General features: G+C 57.7%; 21 protein-coding genes and 1 pseudogene. 9 read left to right on the top strand and 13 right to left on the bottom strand.

The window, feature by feature from the left end:
- Positions 1-418: 418 nt before the first annotated feature.
- Positions 419-1,966, top strand: a complete 1,548-nt coding sequence (locus J4E58_RS00955; protein WP_087088675.1) for an NCS1 family nucleobase:cation symporter-1 — start codon at positions 419-421, stop codon at positions 1,964-1,966.
- A 55-nt stretch (positions 1,967-2,021) separates the two neighbouring features.
- Positions 2,022-2,750 carry an aspartate/glutamate racemase family protein gene (locus J4E58_RS00950; protein ID WP_087088677.1) on the top strand — a complete coding sequence of 243 codons (729 nt, stop codon included), beginning with the start codon at positions 2,022-2,024 and terminating at the stop codon, positions 2,748-2,750.
- A 57-nt stretch (positions 2,751-2,807) separates the two neighbouring features.
- Here J4E58_RS00950 and J4E58_RS00945 read toward each other — a convergent pair whose 3' ends face one another.
- Positions 2,808-3,731 (bottom strand): LysR family transcriptional regulator, encoded by a 924-nt coding sequence (locus J4E58_RS00945; protein ID WP_087088679.1) that lies wholly within the window; start codon positions 3,729-3,731, stop codon positions 2,808-2,810.
- A 127-nt stretch (positions 3,732-3,858) separates the two neighbouring features.
- Here J4E58_RS00945 and J4E58_RS00940 point away from each other — a divergent pair, with 127 nt between their 5' ends.
- A complete protein-coding gene (locus J4E58_RS00940; RefSeq protein WP_087088681.1) occupies positions 3,859-4,605 on the top strand; it encodes a 3-oxoacyl-ACP reductase family protein in 747 nt (248 codons plus the stop codon).
- Positions 4,606-4,763: 158 nt separating this feature from the next.
- Here J4E58_RS00940 and J4E58_RS00935 read toward each other — a convergent pair whose 3' ends face one another.
- From J4E58_RS00935 to J4E58_RS00880, 12 genes are all read right to left on the bottom strand, one after another.
- On the bottom strand, positions 4,764-5,459 hold the full coding sequence (locus tag J4E58_RS00935; protein WP_062823147.1) for an HAD-IA family hydrolase: 696 nt from the start codon (positions 5,457-5,459) through the stop codon (positions 4,764-4,766).
- Positions 5,460-5,649: 190 nt separating this feature from the next.
- Positions 5,650-6,012, bottom strand: coding sequence for a hypothetical protein (locus J4E58_RS00930; RefSeq protein ID WP_087088683.1), 363 nt, complete (start codon positions 6,010-6,012; stop codon positions 5,650-5,652).
- Complete coding sequence (locus J4E58_RS00925; RefSeq protein WP_087088685.1) at positions 6,009-6,197, bottom strand: hypothetical protein; 189 nt, start codon at positions 6,195-6,197, stop codon at positions 6,009-6,011. Before J4E58_RS00925 ends, J4E58_RS00930 begins: the two co-directional genes overlap by 4 nt.
- A 42-nt stretch (positions 6,198-6,239) precedes the next feature.
- Positions 6,240-6,398, bottom strand: coding sequence for a hypothetical protein (locus J4E58_RS00920; protein WP_009042898.1), 159 nt, complete (start codon positions 6,396-6,398; stop codon positions 6,240-6,242).
- Between the two features lie 114 nt (positions 6,399-6,512).
- Complete coding sequence (locus tag J4E58_RS00915) at positions 6,513-6,920, bottom strand: hypothetical protein (RefSeq protein ID WP_053260243.1); 408 nt, start codon at positions 6,918-6,920, stop codon at positions 6,513-6,515.
- 351 nt (positions 6,921-7,271) lie between these two features.
- Positions 7,272-7,460, bottom strand: a complete 189-nt coding sequence (locus J4E58_RS00910) for a hypothetical protein (RefSeq protein WP_007922997.1) — start codon at positions 7,458-7,460, stop codon at positions 7,272-7,274.
- Between the two features lie 225 nt (positions 7,461-7,685).
- The gene (locus tag J4E58_RS00905; RefSeq protein WP_223815873.1) at positions 7,686-8,153 is read right to left on the bottom strand and encodes a cupin domain-containing protein; all 468 of its coding nucleotides are present in this window, start codon (positions 8,151-8,153) and stop codon (positions 7,686-7,688) included.
- A 528-nt stretch (positions 8,154-8,681) separates the two neighbouring features.
- A complete protein-coding gene (locus J4E58_RS00900) occupies positions 8,682-10,022 on the bottom strand; it encodes an OprD family porin (RefSeq protein WP_087088688.1) in 1,341 nt (446 codons plus the stop codon).
- A gap of 123 nt (positions 10,023-10,145) precedes the next feature.
- Complete coding sequence (locus J4E58_RS00895; protein ID WP_087088690.1) at positions 10,146-10,550, bottom strand: RidA family protein; 405 nt, start codon at positions 10,548-10,550, stop codon at positions 10,146-10,148.
- A 15-nt stretch (positions 10,551-10,565) separates the two neighbouring features.
- Positions 10,566-11,078 carry a VOC family protein gene (locus tag J4E58_RS00890; RefSeq protein WP_087088692.1) on the bottom strand — a complete coding sequence of 171 codons (513 nt, stop codon included), beginning with the start codon at positions 11,076-11,078 and terminating at the stop codon, positions 10,566-10,568.
- A gap of 13 nt (positions 11,079-11,091) precedes the next feature.
- On the bottom strand, positions 11,092-12,585 hold the full coding sequence (locus tag J4E58_RS00885) for a sodium:solute symporter (protein ID WP_087088694.1): 1,494 nt from the start codon (positions 12,583-12,585) through the stop codon (positions 11,092-11,094).
- Positions 12,586-12,590: 5 nt separating this feature from the next.
- The gene (locus J4E58_RS00880) at positions 12,591-12,872 is read right to left on the bottom strand and encodes a DUF3311 domain-containing protein (RefSeq protein ID WP_087088696.1); all 282 of its coding nucleotides are present in this window, start codon (positions 12,870-12,872) and stop codon (positions 12,591-12,593) included.
- A 256-nt stretch (positions 12,873-13,128) separates the two neighbouring features.
- Between J4E58_RS00880 and J4E58_RS00875 the strand changes: the two genes are divergently transcribed.
- The 6 genes and pseudogenes from J4E58_RS00875 to J4E58_RS00850 all read left to right on the top strand — a co-directional run.
- A complete protein-coding gene (locus tag J4E58_RS00875; protein WP_207255303.1) occupies positions 13,129-13,650 on the top strand; it encodes a helix-turn-helix domain-containing protein in 522 nt (173 codons plus the stop codon).
- Between the two features lie 28 nt (positions 13,651-13,678).
- Positions 13,679-14,614: a dihydrodipicolinate synthase family protein gene (locus tag J4E58_RS00870; protein ID WP_087088700.1), complete on the top strand. Its 936-nt coding sequence runs from the start codon at positions 13,679-13,681 to the stop codon at positions 14,612-14,614.
- Positions 14,615-14,625: 11 nt separating this feature from the next.
- The gene (locus J4E58_RS00865) at positions 14,626-15,828 is read left to right on the top strand and encodes an FAD-binding oxidoreductase (protein WP_087088703.1); all 1,203 of its coding nucleotides are present in this window, start codon (positions 14,626-14,628) and stop codon (positions 15,826-15,828) included.
- A 19-nt stretch (positions 15,829-15,847) separates the two neighbouring features.
- Positions 15,848-16,114 (top strand): (2Fe-2S)-binding protein, encoded by a 267-nt coding sequence (locus tag J4E58_RS00860; RefSeq protein ID WP_087088705.1) that lies wholly within the window; start codon positions 15,848-15,850, stop codon positions 16,112-16,114.
- Positions 16,104-17,534, top strand: coding sequence for an FAD-dependent oxidoreductase (locus J4E58_RS00855; RefSeq protein WP_087089307.1), 1,431 nt, complete (start codon positions 16,104-16,106; stop codon positions 17,532-17,534). The genes J4E58_RS00860 and J4E58_RS00855 overlap by 11 nt, the downstream gene beginning before the upstream one ends.
- Before the next feature lie 25 nt (positions 17,535-17,559).
- Positions 17,560-17,755, top strand: a pseudogene (locus J4E58_RS00850) (PLP-dependent transferase); the annotation flags it as partial.
- Positions 17,756-18,278: the final 523 nt, after the last annotated feature.

The raw sequence follows: 18,278 nt of genomic DNA, 5'->3' as shown, positions 1-18,278 counted from the left end.
TAAGTGTCACCACAGGTGCCATTTTTGTGTGCACTTTATGCCTCTACGCCCCAAAAAGTTACACCCTCCTCCCTGGGCCATTCTCCACCGCGCTCACACCCTGCCCCCTCGAAAAATAAATACCTGTTCAATCGGTCAATTTATAGTTTCGCAGTTTCAGTCACTTAGAAAATCTTAAGAACAAACCGAAATTATCGGTCGCTTGCTTAGATTGGGATCTGGCACGGAAGTGGCTTAGGTCGATTCGCATCTTGTATACAACTTAAATAAAAAATACATACACTTTACATCCGCAAGCCGGGTTCCCGAATCCGCCTGCAGATGCCCAGAACCCAGTGATTCCCGGACTGCGCCGAAGACTGCCGAGCCTTGCGCTCAAGCACAGTCAGCGCGGGTCCGCGATCAGGAGCCTGCCGGAATGCGTACCAGTCCTTCCAATAACATCGCACTGGATTTGCCCTCCTCCCATACCCACGCCAACCTCGACCCCAGCATCGCCCACGGCACCGCTTCGCCGGTCGACCTCAGCCCGCGCCTGCACAACCGCGACCTGGCGCCGACCAAGGTCGAAGGCCGGCGCTGGGGTGGCTACAGCATCTTTGCCCTGTGGACCAATGACGTGCACAACATCGCCAATTACTCCTTCGCCATCGGCCTGTACGCCCTGGGCCTGGGCGGCTGGCAGATCCTCCTGTCCCTGGGTATCGGCGCGGCGCTGGTGTACTTCTTCATGAACCTGTCCGGCTACATGGGCCAGAAGACCGGCGTGCCCTTCCCGGTGATCAGCCGTATCAGCTTCGGCATCCATGGCGCGCAGATTCCGGCGCTGATCCGCGCGGTGATCGCCATCGCCTGGTTCGGTATCCAGACCTACCTGGCCTCGGTGGTGTTCCGGGTATTGCTCACGGCCATCCACCCCGGCTTCGCCGACTACGACCACAACTCGATCCTCGGCCTGTCGAGCCTGGGCTGGGTGTGTTTCGTGGCGATCTGGCTGGTGCAGTTGGCGATCCTCGCCTACGGCATGGAGATGGTCCGGCGCTATGAGGCCTTTGCCGGCCCGGTGATCCTGGTGACCGTTGCCGCCCTCGCCGCCTGGATGTACACCCAGGCCAACGCCAGCATCGCCTGGTCGATCCGCGAGCCCTTGAGCGGTGGCGAAATGTGGCGCCAGATCTTCGCCGGCGGCGCGCTGTGGCTGGCGATCTACGGCACGCTGATCCTCAACTTCTGCGATTTCGCCCGCTCCTCGCCCTGCCGCCGGACCATCAAGGTCGGCAACTTCTGGGGCCTGCCGGTGAACATCCTGGTGTTCGCGGCCATCACCGTGTTGCTCTGCGGCGCGCAGTTCCAGATCAACGGCAAGATCATCGAAAGCCCGACCGAAATCATCGCCTCGATCCCCAACACCTTCTTTCTGGTACTCGGTTGCCTGGCATTTCTGATCGTCACCGTGGCGGTGAATATCATGGCCAACTTCGTCGCCCCGGCCTTCGTGCTCAGCAACCTGGCGCCGAAATACCTGACCTTCCGTCGCGCCGGGCTGATCAGCGCGACCCTCGCGGTGCTGATCCTGCCATGGAACCTCTACAACAGCCCGCTGGTGATTGTGTATTTCCTGTCCGGGCTCGGTGCCCTGCTGGGGCCGCTGTACGGGGTGATCATGGTCGACTACTGGCTGCTGCGCAAAGGCCGGATCAACGTGCCCGAGCTGTACAGCGAGCACCCGCAAGGCGCGTATTTCTACAGCCATGGGGTCAACCTGCGGGCGGTGGCGGCATTCGTTCCCTCGGCGCTGATCGCCATCGTCCTGGCCCTGGTGCCGGGGTTTGCCAGCGTCTCGCCCTTCTCCTGGCTGATCGGCGCCGGCATTGCCGGCCTGCTGTACCTGATCGTCGCCAAACGCCAGCCCTACTATGCGGATGTCAGCGGTGAATCCATCGCCGTCGATAACGCCAGCCACTAACCTTGAACGGCCCGTCTGCGGCGGGCCCCGAATGCCTCAACGATAAGGACAGCCCATGCGAATTCTCGTGGTCAACGTCAACACCACCGACTCCATCACCCAGGCTATCGCCCGCCAGGCCCAGGCCGTGGCCGCGCCCGGCACCGAAATCATCGGCCTGACCCCACACTTCGGCGCCGACTCCATCGAAGGCAACTTCGAAAGCTACCTGGCCGCCATCGCCGTCATGGACCGCGTGCTGTCCTACGACCAGCCCTACGACGCGGTGATCCAGGCCGGTTATGGCGAGCACGGCCGCGAAGGCTTGCAGGAGCTGCTCAACGTGCCGGTGGTGGACATCACCGACGCCGGCGCCAGCACCGCAATGTTCCTCGGCCACGCCTATTCGGTGGTGACGACCCTGGATCGCACCGTGCCGCTGATCGAGGACCGCCTGAAACTCTCCGGCCTGTACGACCGCTGCGCCTCGGTTCGAGCCAGCGGGCTGGCGGTGCTGGAGCTGGAAGAAGATCCGGCGCGTGCCGTGGAAGCCATCGTGCACCAGGCCGAACTGGCGGTCAGCGAAGACAAGGCCGAGGTGATCTGCCTGGGCTGTGGCGGCATGGCCGGCCTGGACGAACAGATCCGCCAGCGCACCGGCGTGCCGGTGGTGGACGGCGTGACCGCGGCGGTGACCATCGCCGAATCCCTGGTGCGCCTGGGGCTGTCCACCTCCAAGGTACGCACCTACGCCACGCCACGGCCAAAAACCATCATCGGCTGGCCCGGGCGCTTCGGGCGCTGAGCCTTCGCCTGTCGCGAGCAAACCCGCTCCTGCCGGGAAGCGGGTTTGCGCGCCTCTTCAAACCGCGCTGAAGCGTTGCTCCAGGCCCTGCTCGGCGAACCGCTCGATCACGAAGTCGACGAAGGCCCGGGTCTTGCCCGGCAACAGTTTGTGCTCGGCGTAATAGATCGAGATGTTGCCGTCGTCGACGTACCAGTCCGGCAATACCCGCACCAGGGTGCCGGCGTTCAAGTAACCGACGGCGAACGGCATGCTTACCAGGGCCACCCCCAGGCCCTGGGCGGCAGCGGCGCAGGCCGCTTCCGAATCGCTCATGGTCATCCGCGCTTTCAGGCTCAACGGGCTTTGCTGCCGGGTGCGGCTGGTCAGGGCCCAGGAGCGCACCCGCCCGGTCTGTGGCGAGCGGATCAGGATGCCTTCGCAATATTGCAAATCCTCGGGCTGCTCGACCGCCGCGCAGCGCGCCAGATAGTCCGGCGAGGCCACCAGGATGCGGTGAGCCGGGGTCAGCCGTCGCGCCACCACCCCCTGGGGCAGCTCAAAGCCGCCGCCGATCGCCGCGTCGAAACCCTGGCCGATCAGGTCCACCTGACGGTTATCGAAATGCCAGTCCGGGCTGATCTCTGGGAAACGCCGCAGGAATTCGCCGAGCATGGGCACGATGTACAGCCGTCCAAACACCGTGCCCATGCTGACTTTCAGGGTGCCCGCCGGGCGCCCTTCGGCGCTGGCCAGGTTGGCCACGGCGTTCTGGATGGTGTACAGGCTGGCGCTGACCTCGCCAAGAAACAGCTTGCCGGCCTCGGTCAGGGTCAGGCTGCGGGTGCTGCGCTGAAACAACCGGACCCCGAGCCGGGCCTCGAGCTTGGCCACGCTTTTACCCACCGCGGCAGGGGTCAGGCTCAAGCGTCGCGCGGCTTCGGCAAAACTTCCGACTTCGGCGCTGCGCACAAAGCATTCGATGCTGCTGAAGGTTTCCATGGTGCCTCACTATAAACTTCTGGTTTACACAGACTAGAGCGATTCCTATCTACACAGCACCTAATCCGAAGTCGATACTCGACTCCAACCACAAGGCAGCCCGCCTTGGACTTTTTTGGAGAACGACATGACCACTCAATCCCTCAGCGGCAAAGCAGCCCTGGTTCAAGGCGGTTCCCGCGGCATCGGCGCGGCCATCGTGCAACGCCTGGCGGCCGAAGGCGCCGCCGTCGCCTTCACCTATGTCAGCTCTACCACCAAGGCCGAAGCCTTGCAGGACAGCATCACCGCCGCTGGCGGCAAGGCCCTGGCGATCCTCGCCGACAGCGCCGATGCCGCGGCTATCCGCCAGGCGGTCGAGAGCACGGTCGAAACCTTTGGTCGCCTGGACATCCTGGTCAACAACGCCGGCGTCCTGGCTATCGGCCCGCTGGAAGACTTCAAGCTGGAAGACTTCGACCGGACCCTGGCCATCAACATCCGCAGCGTGTTCGTCGCTACCCAGGAAGCGGCCCGGCATATGGGCGAAGGCTCGCGCATCATCAACATCGGCAGCACCAACGCCGAGCGCATGCCCTTTGCCGGTGGCGGCACCTATGCCATGAGCAAGTCGGCCCTGGTCGGCCTGACCAAAGGCCTGTCCCGCGACCTTGGCCCACGGGGCATCACCATCAACAATGTGCAACCCGGCCCGGTCGACACCGACATGAACCCGGCCCACGGCGACTTCGCCGAAAGCCTGATCCCGCTGATGGCCATCGGGCGCTATGGCCACGCGGAAGAAATCGCCAGCTTCGTGGCTTACCTGGCCGGCCCGGAAGCGGGTTACATCACCGGCGCCAGCCTGAGCATCGATGGCGGCTTCAGCGCCTGACTTCCGCGCCCATGAAAAACGCCGGGCCACCCTCATCAGGTGGCCCGGCGTTTTTGTAGCCGCTGCCGCAGGCTGCGATCGATTCCGCAGAAAGCGCCGCACTTGAGACCGCCTAAGCCCTGGCGGGCTTATCGCAGCCTGCGGCAGCGGCTACAGGTTCAGGACCACGCCAACTGCGGCAAACCACAGGCCGCCGGCTGGAACCCCTTCAGCGAACGCAGAATGGCATCGGCATGGGCGTACTTGGCGTCCGCCATCGCCGGATCGGGAATGGCAATCGCGGTCATCCCCGCCGCCTTCGCCGCGGTGACACCAAAGGGCGAATCCTCGAACACCAGGCAATCCCCGGGCGCGACACCCAGGCGCCGCGCGGCGGTCAGGAAGATGTCCGGCGCCGGCTTGGCCGCGCCCACTTCCGGGTCGTCGGCGGTGACTATGGTGTCGAACAGCGCGAACCAGTCGCCGTGCAAGGTGGTTTTCTGGGCAAAAGACTGGCGCGAAGAACTGGTACCCACGGCAATCGGCACATTATTGGCCTTGAGGTGCTGCACCAGTTCCTGTGCGCCCGGCATCGCCAGCGCCCGAGGAAAGCGTTCGCGCATCAGTGGCTCGCGAATCACCAGGAACTCCTCGGGCGTGATCGGCAGGTCCAGGGCTTGCACCACATAGCGGGCCAGGTCCGCGGCGCCACGGCCAATGATGTTCTGCTTGATCGTCCAATCGAAGGTGCGGCCATAACGATCGGCGATGATCTGCGTCACCTCGGTGTAGATGCCTTCGGTGTCCAGCAGCAAACCGTCCATATCGAAAATCACGGCCTTGATCGGGCCCACGTCATTCAACTGTGCATTCATCGCATCTGATCCGTTAACAAAAAACATCCCGGGGAGCGGCTCAGGTACGGCCAGTTTCTTGCCCGATTAAAGGGTTCAGCAGCATAGCCGCGGCAGATGACGGGGAGCAACCGCGGGTCAGCGTGCAGGCAGACAAAAGCCCGGACAGGCCGGGCTCGCTGGTCTCGACATCATGAGTGAACAAAGCACGCTAGCGTCCCGCCCGTCCGCTACCGCCTCCTGGCCCCCCGGTGCCACCGCCCGCGCTGCCGGTTCCACCACCGGCACCGCCACCGCCCATGATGGAACCATTGACGCCAGTGGAGCCCATGCCGCCGCCCTGGCCGGAAGAGCCGCGCGACTTGTCGGCCCGCGAACGGCTGTCCGTGACACCTACACCATTCCCGCCCAGGGCTCCTGGCCGCAGCATGAGTTCGTTGCCGGAACCGCCCTCGAACGACCGCAGCGGAGGATTGGCCGGGGCTCGTCCGTCAGCGGACTCTGCCAGGCTGGAGAAACAGAAAATCGACACCAGGGCGACCAACACCAGGCTCAGCAGTTTTGCGCGGCTCACGACGCGCCTCCCGGGGCGGTACGCCGTTTGCCCCTGGCCACCTTGCGCTGCGGCTCGGGTCGAGACAGCTCCTGCTCGGCGTTGGCATCCGGGAGGATCTGCTCGGGACTCAGCGCATCCGTGGGGGAAGGCAGCGGATATTCGGGCGTGTCATCCCGGTCGATCGGTTTCGGATCATGCTTCATAGGCACCTCACACCGGTCATGCCAGCGTGCTGGAAGCAGACTTCACGGGCCCTTTTCCTCCGACTCGCCTGCCTCATCGTCATCGCTCAGCGGCACCAGGGCGTCATCCATCAACGAGCCCGGATCTTCATTGCCCGGATCGTTGACCAAGGGCACGCCCGAAGCGTCCTGTTCTTTCTTGCCTAGGGTTTCTGGAATCATGGCAAACCTCGTCGACACAGTGTGTCCATCAATGAATTCGAGGGGCTGGAGCGCTATTCGTTCCCATAAAAAAGCCCGGCACGAGGCCGGGCTTTTTTACGCACTGCTGCAGAATCAATCGTGCTTGTGTTTATTCTTGTGCTTTCTGCCGCCGGAGTGATGGTCATCGTCACCCATGCTGCTGCCCAAAGCACCGCCGGCCGCGCCACCCAGGCCTGCGCCGATGGTCGAGCCGGTTTTGCCGCCCAGCTTGTTGCCGATCACCGAACCGCCGGCCGAACCCAGGCCGCCACCGATGGCTGCTTCGGTCCGACTGCCTTTACGGGCACCGACCGCACTGCCGGCGGCGCCGCCAAGGCCCGCACCCACCGCGGCGCCCGTGCTGCCGCCAATCTGTTGTCCCACCACATTGCCCAGCGCGCCACCCAAACCGCCGCCGACCGCAGCAGTGCCATCACCGGCGGCCATCGCACCTTGAGCAGCCAGAAGCCCCAAAACCAGAGCAGGCAGTGTTAAACGCATGATGTAAACCTCGAAAAAGATGCTGGAGAGTCATTCTATAGCGGTGTCTGACTAAAGCTGAGCGGCGACAGCAGAACGCTGTGATCCTTTTAGTCACAGTCTTGGACCGTTTTTGCGCAAAGAGTTTTCACCCAGGCAAAAAAAAGCCCGCTGGGGAGACGGGCTAATAGGATTTGCTTTAACGGATGAGTCGAGCCTACGCAGTCGTTTGTGAATAAATTGTGAAAACCCCGCTACCCTGTGCAACGGATAAGACGAAAGGTCCAACTTCATTCAAATCAATCGCGGCGGCCCATTGTTCAGGTAACAAAAACCCCGCCCGGAAGCGGGGTCGTTCGGTATGTATGAAGGCTACCTTCTCTTAGGAAGCGCCGCTTTCGGGAAAAACTTTGTCTGGGTCACCCTGGGTAATGCACTGGCCCTGGTCTTGCCAACCGACGCCTTGGCCGGTGGCTCGCTGTCAAACGCTGCCTGACCGCAGCGCACCAGGTTGTTGATTGGGAACTCATCCCCGTTGTCCTCGATATAAGGATCGCTCATCTCCCTGCTCCCTCCAACAACCGGTCGATACCGGCAAGCACCTGACTGCCTAGAAAATATCGACCGTCACGGCGTTTCAGACTAGACGGTCATTTAAGGACCTATAGTTCACAAAGAGAAAAGACCGACGAATGGCCCAAGCTGGAGTTCTTCGTCCAAGGGTGTGAATCGTCGTTGAAAAAGGAGCTGATGGTGTGCATCAGCTCCTTTGCGACTGTGTTTCGCCTAGACCTTACGAGCGTAGTTGCTGGCCCCGAACCAGTCGACCACCACCACGGTTTCATCCCCCACCACCCAGGCGTCATGTCCCTTAGGCAGGGAGGTGATATCACCCGGCCCGGCGATGATTTCGGTGCCGTCATCCATCAGGATCGCCAGCCTGCCGGCCACGTGATACTGAAAATGCGGTGCCTGGCAACTCGGTGTCTGCGCCAGCGGTTTAATGTCGTTCGACCAGCGCCAGCCCGGCTTGAACGTGAAGCGTCCCACTTCACACTGACCGATCTTCAGGATCTCTGCCTTGCCATTGGAAAACTCGCGGGTCTCATCCGGTTCGGAGAAGGATTTATGCTCGGTGACCTGTTCGTGCGTGGACATGATGGTGTTCTCGATTGAGTAGCTGCAAAGCCTGCCGACGCCGGCAATATCACCCCGCGCCCGCAGACAACCAGCATCGCCCCACTCGATGCGCATGACCATTCTAGACCTGAAAGCGTGGATCGCCTGCGACAAACGCTAAACGTAAGGTTGCCCGCCAAAACCCCGAGGCAGACGCTGCAACCCGGCCATGGCCGTCAGCCGCTGGGTCCAGGCTGCACGCCAGTCGCTTGCCGCGTGTTCTGCCTTGGCTTGACACACCCGGTGGTTTCACCGAAAGCACCAGATACCGGGCCGTTTTTAATCGTCGCACTGACTTTCAATGCGAGCTGCACAAATGTCGCCTGCTCGAGACGTATCGCCTGTTAGACGCCCGAAAACCTGAGTACGTGATCCTGCGGATCATCCACAATTACTCGTCGAACGCTCTGGCCTGTGAAATTCCTCGCTCAGGCATTGACTATGTACCCTTAAGCAGGCGAGCACCTATCCAGCCCTCGCACCGACTATCCAAAGACTGCTTATTTTGCCTTTTAACCGCCGGGGCCGGCCCTCTAACTGCACCCCAAAAAAAAGCCACTAATTAGTAGTGGCTAAAAAGGAGAAAGACGGCCTGGCCTGAAATTACAGAATCGACATCGGATAATCGACAATCAAACGAAACTCGTCCGCATCACCATCGATTTGAGTAGATGTGGAGCGGTGCCAGGCTTGACGCAGCCGAATTGACAAATTTTTGGCAGGGCCAGTCTGAACAACATACTTAGCCTCCAGGTTAGTTTCGTGATGCTTATCGTCAGCACCATACTCGCCTGTGTAAGGGCTATTGGCCGGCGTATGACTACCATCAATATCGAAGCCATTAGCATATCGAGTCATGAAGGTCAGACCTGGCACCCCATAAGTAGCCATGTTCAAGTCGTAACGTGCTTGCCAGGATTTTTCGCCGGGCCCATTGAAGTCGGAGTACTGAATGGAGTTAGCAAGAAACATCGAGTTACCTCCCCGATTGTTGTCGCCGACGCCTATATAGTCAAATGGTGTATTGCCGCTCACTTTCTGAAAGGATAGCGTGAAACGATGCGCAGACAAAAAAGAGTAAGCAGCCGATAACGAGTACGTATTGTTATCAATAACGCCAGCGTTGGCGCGCCCCTCATCTGCGGTATGGTAGAAGTTGAAATCAAAATTCAACGACTGGAGCTCACTCACAGGAAGTTGATAGTTAACGTTAGTGTAGTACTGATCCCAGATATCCTCCAATTTTGAAACATACAAAGATGTCGTGAGTCGATCGGTAACAGCGTACTGACCTCCCACGAAGTCAATACTCTTGGAGCTTACACCAGCGTATGTCGCCCAAAGTTCGCCATCGCGGTTTGTCTGATCTTGACTGGTGCTTGAATAGAAGTGTCCAGCCTCGAAGTTCAGCCCCTTGATTTCGCTGGTCATTAGATTGATGCCGCTTGCGGTTTGAGGTGTCAGACGCGTGCCCCCCACTGCAAAAACCGGGCTGGTCGACGGTTGCATGTCGCCAACTTTCAATTCTGTTTTCGATACTCTAACTTTAAGCGCGGCTCCGCTTTTACCGTAGCTATCGTGGTTGCCATCAACCTGCCCCAGGCTGTTGGTAGTGGTCGTCAAGTTACCCGAACCGGCGTATTTGTCCTGGCCATCAAGCTTCAGGCCAATATAACCAAAGGCATCGATGCCGAAACCTACTGTTCCTTGAGTAAAACCAGAGCTATAGACACCCTGCACGGCTCCCGTCCAGTCTTTGTCGTCGACCGCACCGTCTTTTTTGTTACGATTAAAATAATAACTACGCATCAGCAAATCAAACTTGCTGTCATCGATAAAACCTTTTGACCCAGCTTGATCTGTGACAAAGTCCGCGGCTGATGCAAATTGAATCTGACTCGCGCTTACAGCGAGCGCAATCGCGCTCCACATGAAGACTCTCATGTTAGTTCCTTTTATTATTTTTAGGTAAAGTAATGCCATTCCACATACTGAATTATCAGGCGGTGCTTATGGAAAAAGGCATTACTGCTAGCTAGTGCAGCAAACTTTAGGACAACAACTTAATCAATCCAAACTGGCAGTGGCCTCTATTTCAATCAAAAAATCAGGCAGCGCTAACGCTTGCACCCCAATGAAAGAGTTTGCCGCAGGTTCGGCCCCCTCGTAAAATTCGCTTATCAGCGCGCACACACCAGCCAGATTTTCCGGCGAATGATTGACCACATAAGTTCGCAAACGCACGACGTCAGCCGGTATAGCACCTGCATCACGCAGTACTTCTTTCAAATTAATCAGCACTTGACGAGTTTGCGCAATCAAGTCTTTCGCCCCAACTAACTCGCCTTTGGAGTTCCACGCTACCTGCCCGGCCAGATGCAAAGTACGCCCCGGTTGTTGTTCAACTGCGTGAGAAAAGCCAAAGGGCACGCTTGGGTACATCGACTTGGGATTAATTGCACGCCTGCTCATGATTGCACTCTACTGTTAGTTAACGGTTACGGGGGCTACTGCGCGAACTTCGACCAGTTCGAAAATGTTTTGCCAAGGATCTTTAAAATAACGAAAACTGCTACCCTCAGTCGGGCCAGAATCCATTTCAATGCGCTCCAGTACCGTGCAGCCGTGCTCTACCAATACCTTGGCGGCCTGTTCAAGGTCCTCCACCTCGATACCCATGTGATGGCTGCCAACGTGATTGCTACTCAGCGGCGCGTCGTTGGTGCCAACCGGCAGCTCGTACTGAAAGAGCTCAACCTTGAAGCCATCGGGAAATTCGAGCATGGCCAGGCTGAACCGGGCCATGGCGATTCCCAGGTGCGTATCGGTCCAATCCCGTCCGGCGGGGTCGCGAGGCATCTGCTCCGCATCCAGCGGTCCCATTTGATACAGAAGCCGGGCGCCGATAACTTTTGTGTAAAACTCGATAACCGGCTCAAGCTCCAAGACGGTCCAAGAAGCGTGATTGACTCGACAAAAACCAATGAGAGACTTACCCATGAACGGACTCCTCTTAAGGTGCCATGAAGTGGCCGGCAGAAGGTGTCAGTAACCCCAGCTCCACATGCTTGGCAGACGGAGCCTTGGTCAACACGCTAACCCCCATTACAACCATTGCATTGGCCAACATGGCAATCAGGCCAGGTTCCCAATTTGGTAGCGCAGTGGCCAGGTAGGCACTCGACGAAGGCAGCAGCAAAATCATGAAGCCCACGATAATCCCGCAGACAACACCCGCGGCCGAGGTCCGCTTCCACAGAAAGCCCAGGAATACGCCGGGTGCAAGCATCCCGATGGCTGAGTAGGCGCTAAGGAGAATCGAAACCAGCGAACCTTTTTGTGTAAGGGTGATGGCGACGGCAATCGCCGCAAAAACCACCACACTGGTACGAGATATACGTAGCGACTGTTTTTCACTGAGTTGCGGTTTAAAAGGAGCAACGATGTTGCGACTGAAGATCGAGCCCGCGGTGAGCAGCAATACCGATCCAGGTGCCAGTGCCAACAAGAAGCCTGTTCCGGCCAACAGGCCTATGACCCATTGCGGGTATTTGTCAGTCACGAATTGCAGCAGTACAGCATTCATGTTTCCGTCGGGCGGTTGAGTTCCCGCTACCAGTGCGGCAAATCCGAGCAGGATAATGAAACCGAACGCCAGTGAGTAAATCGGTTGCCAGATAGCGTTGCGACGAATTGAAGTCGCGCTATCCGCCGAATAGGAAACCTGAAACAGGTGAGGGAAAACCCAATTGCCCAATGCAATGTTGATGGCCGACGTCATCAGCCAGACACTGGTCGTTGGAGAGGTCAGATCCAGCCCTGGAAACTTTCCGATACCCGGATGAGCAGCTTCAGCTTTCGTAAAGATATCGATTAAAGAACTCGCACCGACCGCGTCTGCCACCGTCCAGGCCAGCACCACAACCAGCACAATCATCAAAATATCTTTGACAGCCGCGGCAAAAGCAGCGGAACGCAGACCGGCAAACAAGACGAATGCAACCATCAAACAGCCAGCTACGATAGTTGAAGCGGTAGTGGAAAGTGCACCATCGAAGGTCAAGGAAACGATCAGCCCCAAGCTGACCAGTTGAATCTGCACGTAAACAATTAATGCACCTATGCCGATGACACCGGTCGTAATTCCGAGCCAGCGACTGTCATAGCGGTTGGCGAAAAAATCAGCTTGAGTGATAAGGCCTCGTAGACGTCCGGCTTTCCAGATCTTGGGCATCAGCCAGTATCCAATGGCGTATGACAAAGACACCGAACAAAAAGCCAGATATGCAGGTGCGCCCAGAGCCCATGCGTAACCGGCAATACCGAACACTGCAAACGTCGTGTAGATTTCGCCGGCGTTCACAAACCAGAACAGCAACCCACCAAGACTACGCCCCCCCACCGCCCAATCGGCAAGGCTACGCTTGCGAGCCTGTCGGGCACGACCAAAAACAATAGAACCTACGACCGCTATTATTAGAATAAGACTTACAATCAATAGTTTCATCGATGCTACTCAACGTTTGAGTGGGTCTGTGCCAGCAAAAATGCCTGCTCCTCATCTTCGACGCCTGCACGGCGATCCAAATGAAAAATGACGGCGAATACGACGCTGGAGAAAATCACCCCTAGCATTTGCCAGACCATCGGAAACGGTAGGCCTAGAGGCGTGTAGTCGATAGTGTTGGCCCACGGTACTGCAGCCACTTGCCATAAGAACGGCAAGCAAAGCATCCATAGATGCGGGCGCTTGCTTTTGCGATCGCGTATGAGCGGTAAGGCACGTTCGGTCATGATCAATTACCTTTTTATTATTGTGCAGCAGGAGTGCACAACAGGAACGTAAGGCCAAGCTGTCTAACTGTCAAAACGTTTCTGACGGAAAGTAAAAAAACTTCGCAGACACTGGATAAAACCCGTGACAAAGTGGATAAATGTGTCAGGCCAATTCATAAGTGCACCATGACTGCACAAAAAAACTTGATTATCGTGCACTCATGACGTACAAAACATCTATCGCCTGGAGTAACAGAGCGTGCTAGGAAAACGATTGAATGAGTTGCGTGTGTCGCGCGGATTGTCGTTGCGAGCCTTGGCTGCCGAGACAGGACTGTCTGCGACCTTGCTGAGTCAGATTGAAAGAGAAGTGACTGAACCCAGTCTCATGACCCTGCGCAGACTCAGCAGTGTGTTCGGAGAGTCGATGTCGGCTCTTTTCTCCGACCCAAGCGCCCCGAGCGTGTGGATTAGTCGCCCAGGCGAGCGAACCACTCTGATGGGACCCAAGGGCGGAGTGAGCTACGAACGCTTGACCCGGGGAAACGGGCAAATGGAAGTCTTGCGGGCGGTTTTTCAACCGGGCCAATTTTCGTCTGAGATCCCATTGAGGCATCCCTCGCTCGAAAGCGTCTACGTGGTCCGTGGCACTCTCAAAGCGGTCATTGGCGACGTTCCTTACGTCGTCGACGCCGGTGAAAGCATCACATTCGACGCTAGCGCTGCACATCGATACATAAACGAAGGACAAGAGGACGTAGAGATCATCATGTCGATCACCCCTCCGGTTCCTTGATATTTTGAGCCCACCTGAAGGTTTTGCAATGAACAGAAACGATGTCGACTGGTACGGCTACATTCCGGCAATTACCACCCCCTTTACCCGTGAGGGTGATCTGGATCTGAATGGTCTGGCTGGACAGCTCGAATGGTATGTTCAACAGCGCATGCATGGTGTGGTTCTGGCAGGAACCTCGGGTGAGTGGTTCAGCCTGAGCGAGTCGGAAAGGGCTCAGTTGTTCAGTGAATCTGCGCGCACCATCAACGGCCGAATGACCGTGATCGGCAGCTGCAATGCGTTCACCGCGGCTGAAGCCATCCGCCACGCTCATGCTGCCGAGCGCGCCGGGCTAGACGGTATTCTGTTAACCCCTCCGCCTTACATTGTTCCTAGTGCCAATGAGTTGGTGCAGTTCTATCAGGACGTTTCCGACGCTACCAATATGCCAATGTGTATCTACAACTGGCCACGGGGATGTGTTGTCGATATGGATGTCGATTTACTGGACCGCCTGGCCGACATCGAAAATGTGGTTGCCATCAAGAACTCGACACCGAACTTTGCGGCTTTTCTCGACGGACTCTATCGACTGTCCGACAAGGTTCGCTACTTCAACGTTCCGACCTCAAAGCTTGGGGCGGATTTGGTCGAAATGGGACATGGCGATGGACTGATGGGCGCTGGCGGTGTTCTGGGTAGCGACCACCCGGATTTTTGGAACTTGATACGTAGCGGCGATAAGGCTCGCGCAATTGAATTGGGCGAACGTGACCGGGTGATCATGAAAGCCTGGTTCAACAAGGACTTTGCGGGGAACTTCGGGAGTGCCCAAGCCATTCTCAAAACCGCCTTGCGTCTGCGTGGGGTGCCGGCAGGCTTCGTGCGTCGGCCATTGCTGGAACTTAACGAGGCTGAAGTCGCGTCGGTGGCGGCAACCTTGACCAGTTTGGGCATCGAAATCGTTAACCCGACTGCATAGTGAACGCGCTAATGACTGTCATGTCCACACAGGCCGAGACACAGGGCACAGTTGACTGCCTGGTGATAGGCGGCGGTCTGCTGGGAAGTGCGGTGACCTACTACTTGGCGAAGGCCGGCGCCACAGTGCGCCTGGTTGAACGCGCGCAACTGAACAGCGCAGCGTCGAGTCAGAACGCCGGCAGCCTGCACTTTCAGCTCGAATACCGCATGATCGAAAATGGTTCCGAAGCCGCCCGCAAGGCAGCAGAAGCAATGCCGTTGCACCTTGATGCGCAAAACGCCTGGGCCGGCCTGGAGAAGGAGCTTGGCATGCCAGTCGGAGTCTCTCAGCATGGTGGTTTCATGGTCGCGGAGACGCCTCAACAGATCGAAACTTTGAAGCAGAAAGTAATGCTCGAACGCGCCAGCGGCTTGGACGTAGAGCTACTGGACGGGGCTCAAGTGCGCAGCCGTGCGCCCTACCTCAGCGAACGAATACTGGGTGCAGCATTTTGTGCAAAAGAGGGTAAAGCGGATCCACGCAGCTGCGTTCTGGCCTACGCTGCGGCAGCTGCCCGCCTTGGCGCCCGCATCGATAGCGGCCTTGGCGTAAGCACAATGAATTATGAACAAGGTGTTTGGCGAGTGTATTTCAGTGACGGCAGCGAATGCTTGGCTCGCACACTGGCAATTACCGCCGGCGCCTGGTCAGGAAGAATAGCGGCCATGGCCGGCATCAGTCTGCCTGTCAGTCCAGTGGCTCTGACCATGACCACGACCGTGCGCACTTCTCCTATGATCAGCCATCTGATTCAACACGCCGGGCGCCGTCTTTCTCTCAAGCAAACCAGCGACGGTAATATTCTCATCGGCGGCGGCTGGCCTGCACGTTTGCATCATGTCAATGGCGTGATCGACCTGGATCGCCGACCCGAGCTTTTAATCAGCTCACTGACTGGCAATATGAGCGCCGCGCTGGCGGTGGTCCCAGCGTTGAAAAAACTTTCGATCCTGCGGGTGTGGACCGGTACTACTGCACTGGTAGCTGATCAACTTCCGCTGCTGGGTGAAGTTCCCAAAAGTCACGGTTTGTACATTGCCACGGGGGGGTCAGCTTTTACTTTGGGCCCCACCTACGCACGATTGCTCGCCGAATGCATTCTCGGCCGACCTGCAACGCTGGACATCACTCCTTTCGATCCACGCCGCTTTGGGAGCCTGACCCTTGCCTGACTGTAGACGCATTGAACCCATGGCGGATTTGCGCCCTGCCCCCATCCAAATACTCGTGAATGGTCACGAGATGTTGTGTTATCCAGGTGAAACTGTCGCGACCGCATTACTGGGTGCCGGGACTCGCGGCTTCCGCCGTAGTGTGACCGGCACCTTGCGTACACCGGTATGCAACATGGGTGTTTGTTATGAATGCATGGTCAAGATCAATGGATTGGAAGCCCAACGCAGCTGTATGACCCTCGTTAGCCCGGGAATGTGCATAGAGGTGACCGATGAAGCTTGAAACCCTTAACTATGATCTTGTAGTGGTCGGCGCAGGGCCGGCTGGTCTGACAGCGGCACTTCTGGCCAGTGACGCCGGATTGCACGTTGCTGTCATTGATGAGCAGGCCGCACCCGGTGGACAGATTTTTCGCCAGCCTCCCGCGACCTTCAACGCACCGCCGAGTAGTGCATTTGCCAGTTACCCATTCGGAAAAAAACTGCTTGAGCAGGCGCGCAACGACATCCGCATAAAATGGTATTTCTCGACCTGTGCCTGGGGGGTCTTCCATCCTGAAAAAGGTGGAGTTCAACTGGCGATTGTCGAGGGAGAACAATCTCATCTGCTCGACTGCAGCAAACTACTAATCGCTACAGGCGCATATGACTTACCCGTAGCGTTCCCAGGCTGGACTCTGCCTGGAGTCATGACAGCTGGTGGAGTACAGACACTGCTTAAAAGTCAGTTTTTGTGTTCGGCGAAACGTTATGTGCTCGCCGGTTCACACCCCTTATTACTACTACTGGCCGGGCAGCTTCTAGATGCTGGTGCACAAATCCAGGAAGTAGCCATTGCCCGGCCACGACCACGTCTTGGCGAACTGCTTGCCGGCTGGCGCGCACTACCTGGTCATGTTCGACTATTTGCTCAACTGGCAGGGATACTCTTCAAACTGTGGCGCAAGAAAGTGCCATTACGCTTTTCGACTATCGTCACCCGTGCTCAAGGTAATGACGGCGTGGATCGCGTTACGCTGAGCGATGTTGATACGAACTGGACCATCCTCCCCGACACCGAACGTAACCACGACATCGACGGACTGGCTATCGGTTACGGCTTGCTGGCGAGCACCGAACTCGCCCGCCAAGCCGGCTGCAGTGTCAGCTGGAACCCCGAGCGTGGCGGCTGGATCGTTGATCATGACGACACAATGCGCAGCTCACAGGAGCATGTTTATATCGCAGGAGAACCTGTCGGTGTATCCGGCGCTGAAATGGCTCACTGCCAAGGCAGACTGGCGGGTGTATCAATAGTTGCGGCGCTCAATCCCGACACGGCGCCGTCCACAGCACCTGCTCGTCGGGCGCTGGGACGCGCTCAGCCTTTCGCAGACACTGTCGCTACTTTCTTTGCGCCGCGTCTGGATGCACTCGCCAGACTCGCCGACAGCGATACGCTGATTTGTCGATGTGAAGACGTAACGGCCGGCCAAGTGTGCGGTTTTCTCAAGGCTCACCCCCATGTCACCTCAGTCAACAGCGTAAAACTCGCCTGCCGCAGCGGCATGGGCCCATGCCAAGGTCGTTATTGCCAACATACTGTTGCCCATTTGGTATCGGCAGAACGAGGTATCGCTGTCAATCAAACGGGAGCCTATACCGCTCAAGCACCGATCAAACCAATCCCAGTGGCTAGCTTGGCGCTCGTCCAGCAGGATTGAGCGGCAGAACTTCGATCTGGCTTAGCGTCTGGGGTTCCTGCAGGACTCGGTGGGCGCTATCGCCAGATCATTCGAAGCACTCCTCAACCTGCGCGACGTAAAAACCCTCGCTCTACGCTGCAGCAATGCTGCTGGAGCCGGCACAATGGCTGGAACGCCAACCGCAAGTGACGCGTGCCTATTATCCCGGCTGCCCCCCCCCCCGCTCGCAGCACGAGCTGATATGTGGCATCCCATCCAACACAATGACGGGTACATTGATGTAGATCCATTGTTCTGCATGTACCTAAGACCATTATTCAGGATGGTACATAAGCTTACAAACTACCAATTGACTTCCGTCAGTCGTGCGAAATACGGGATCAACCCATTCGTTTTTCAACGTCCTTGTCCGCTACTTGATGATTGAGGCTACCCCGCTCGCGATAGCATCGCGCCATGAACTACAATTCCGCGCGCAAGCCCGTACCGATCATCCTTCTGGTTCTGCTCGACATTTACGGCACTCGTCGATTGCGCACTTGGTAAACAACGCTTAGTTCGTCTCTGAGTATCCAAACCTGTCGTCGACGTGGACCCGCCTGGGTCTATGAGCCTGGGCAGGGATGACCGTAGGTATACAAGGCGAAAGCCCTGCAAGGGTGATGGTGTCGTCCAGCCTATCCGCTGATGGCGACGCTACGTGTCCATCTGATGCAAAACTGGTTCGGCTGGCCAGAAGCGTCTGGCTTCCCGAGCAGCGAT

It is taken from the genome of Pseudomonas sp. FW305-25, assembly GCF_017351415.1.
In the GTDB taxonomy this organism is placed as follows: domain Bacteria; phylum Pseudomonadota; class Gammaproteobacteria; order Pseudomonadales; family Pseudomonadaceae; genus Aquipseudomonas; species Aquipseudomonas chlororaphis.
Note: the sequence above shows the minus strand (reverse complement) of the source record. Positions and strands in the feature narration are given on the sequence as shown.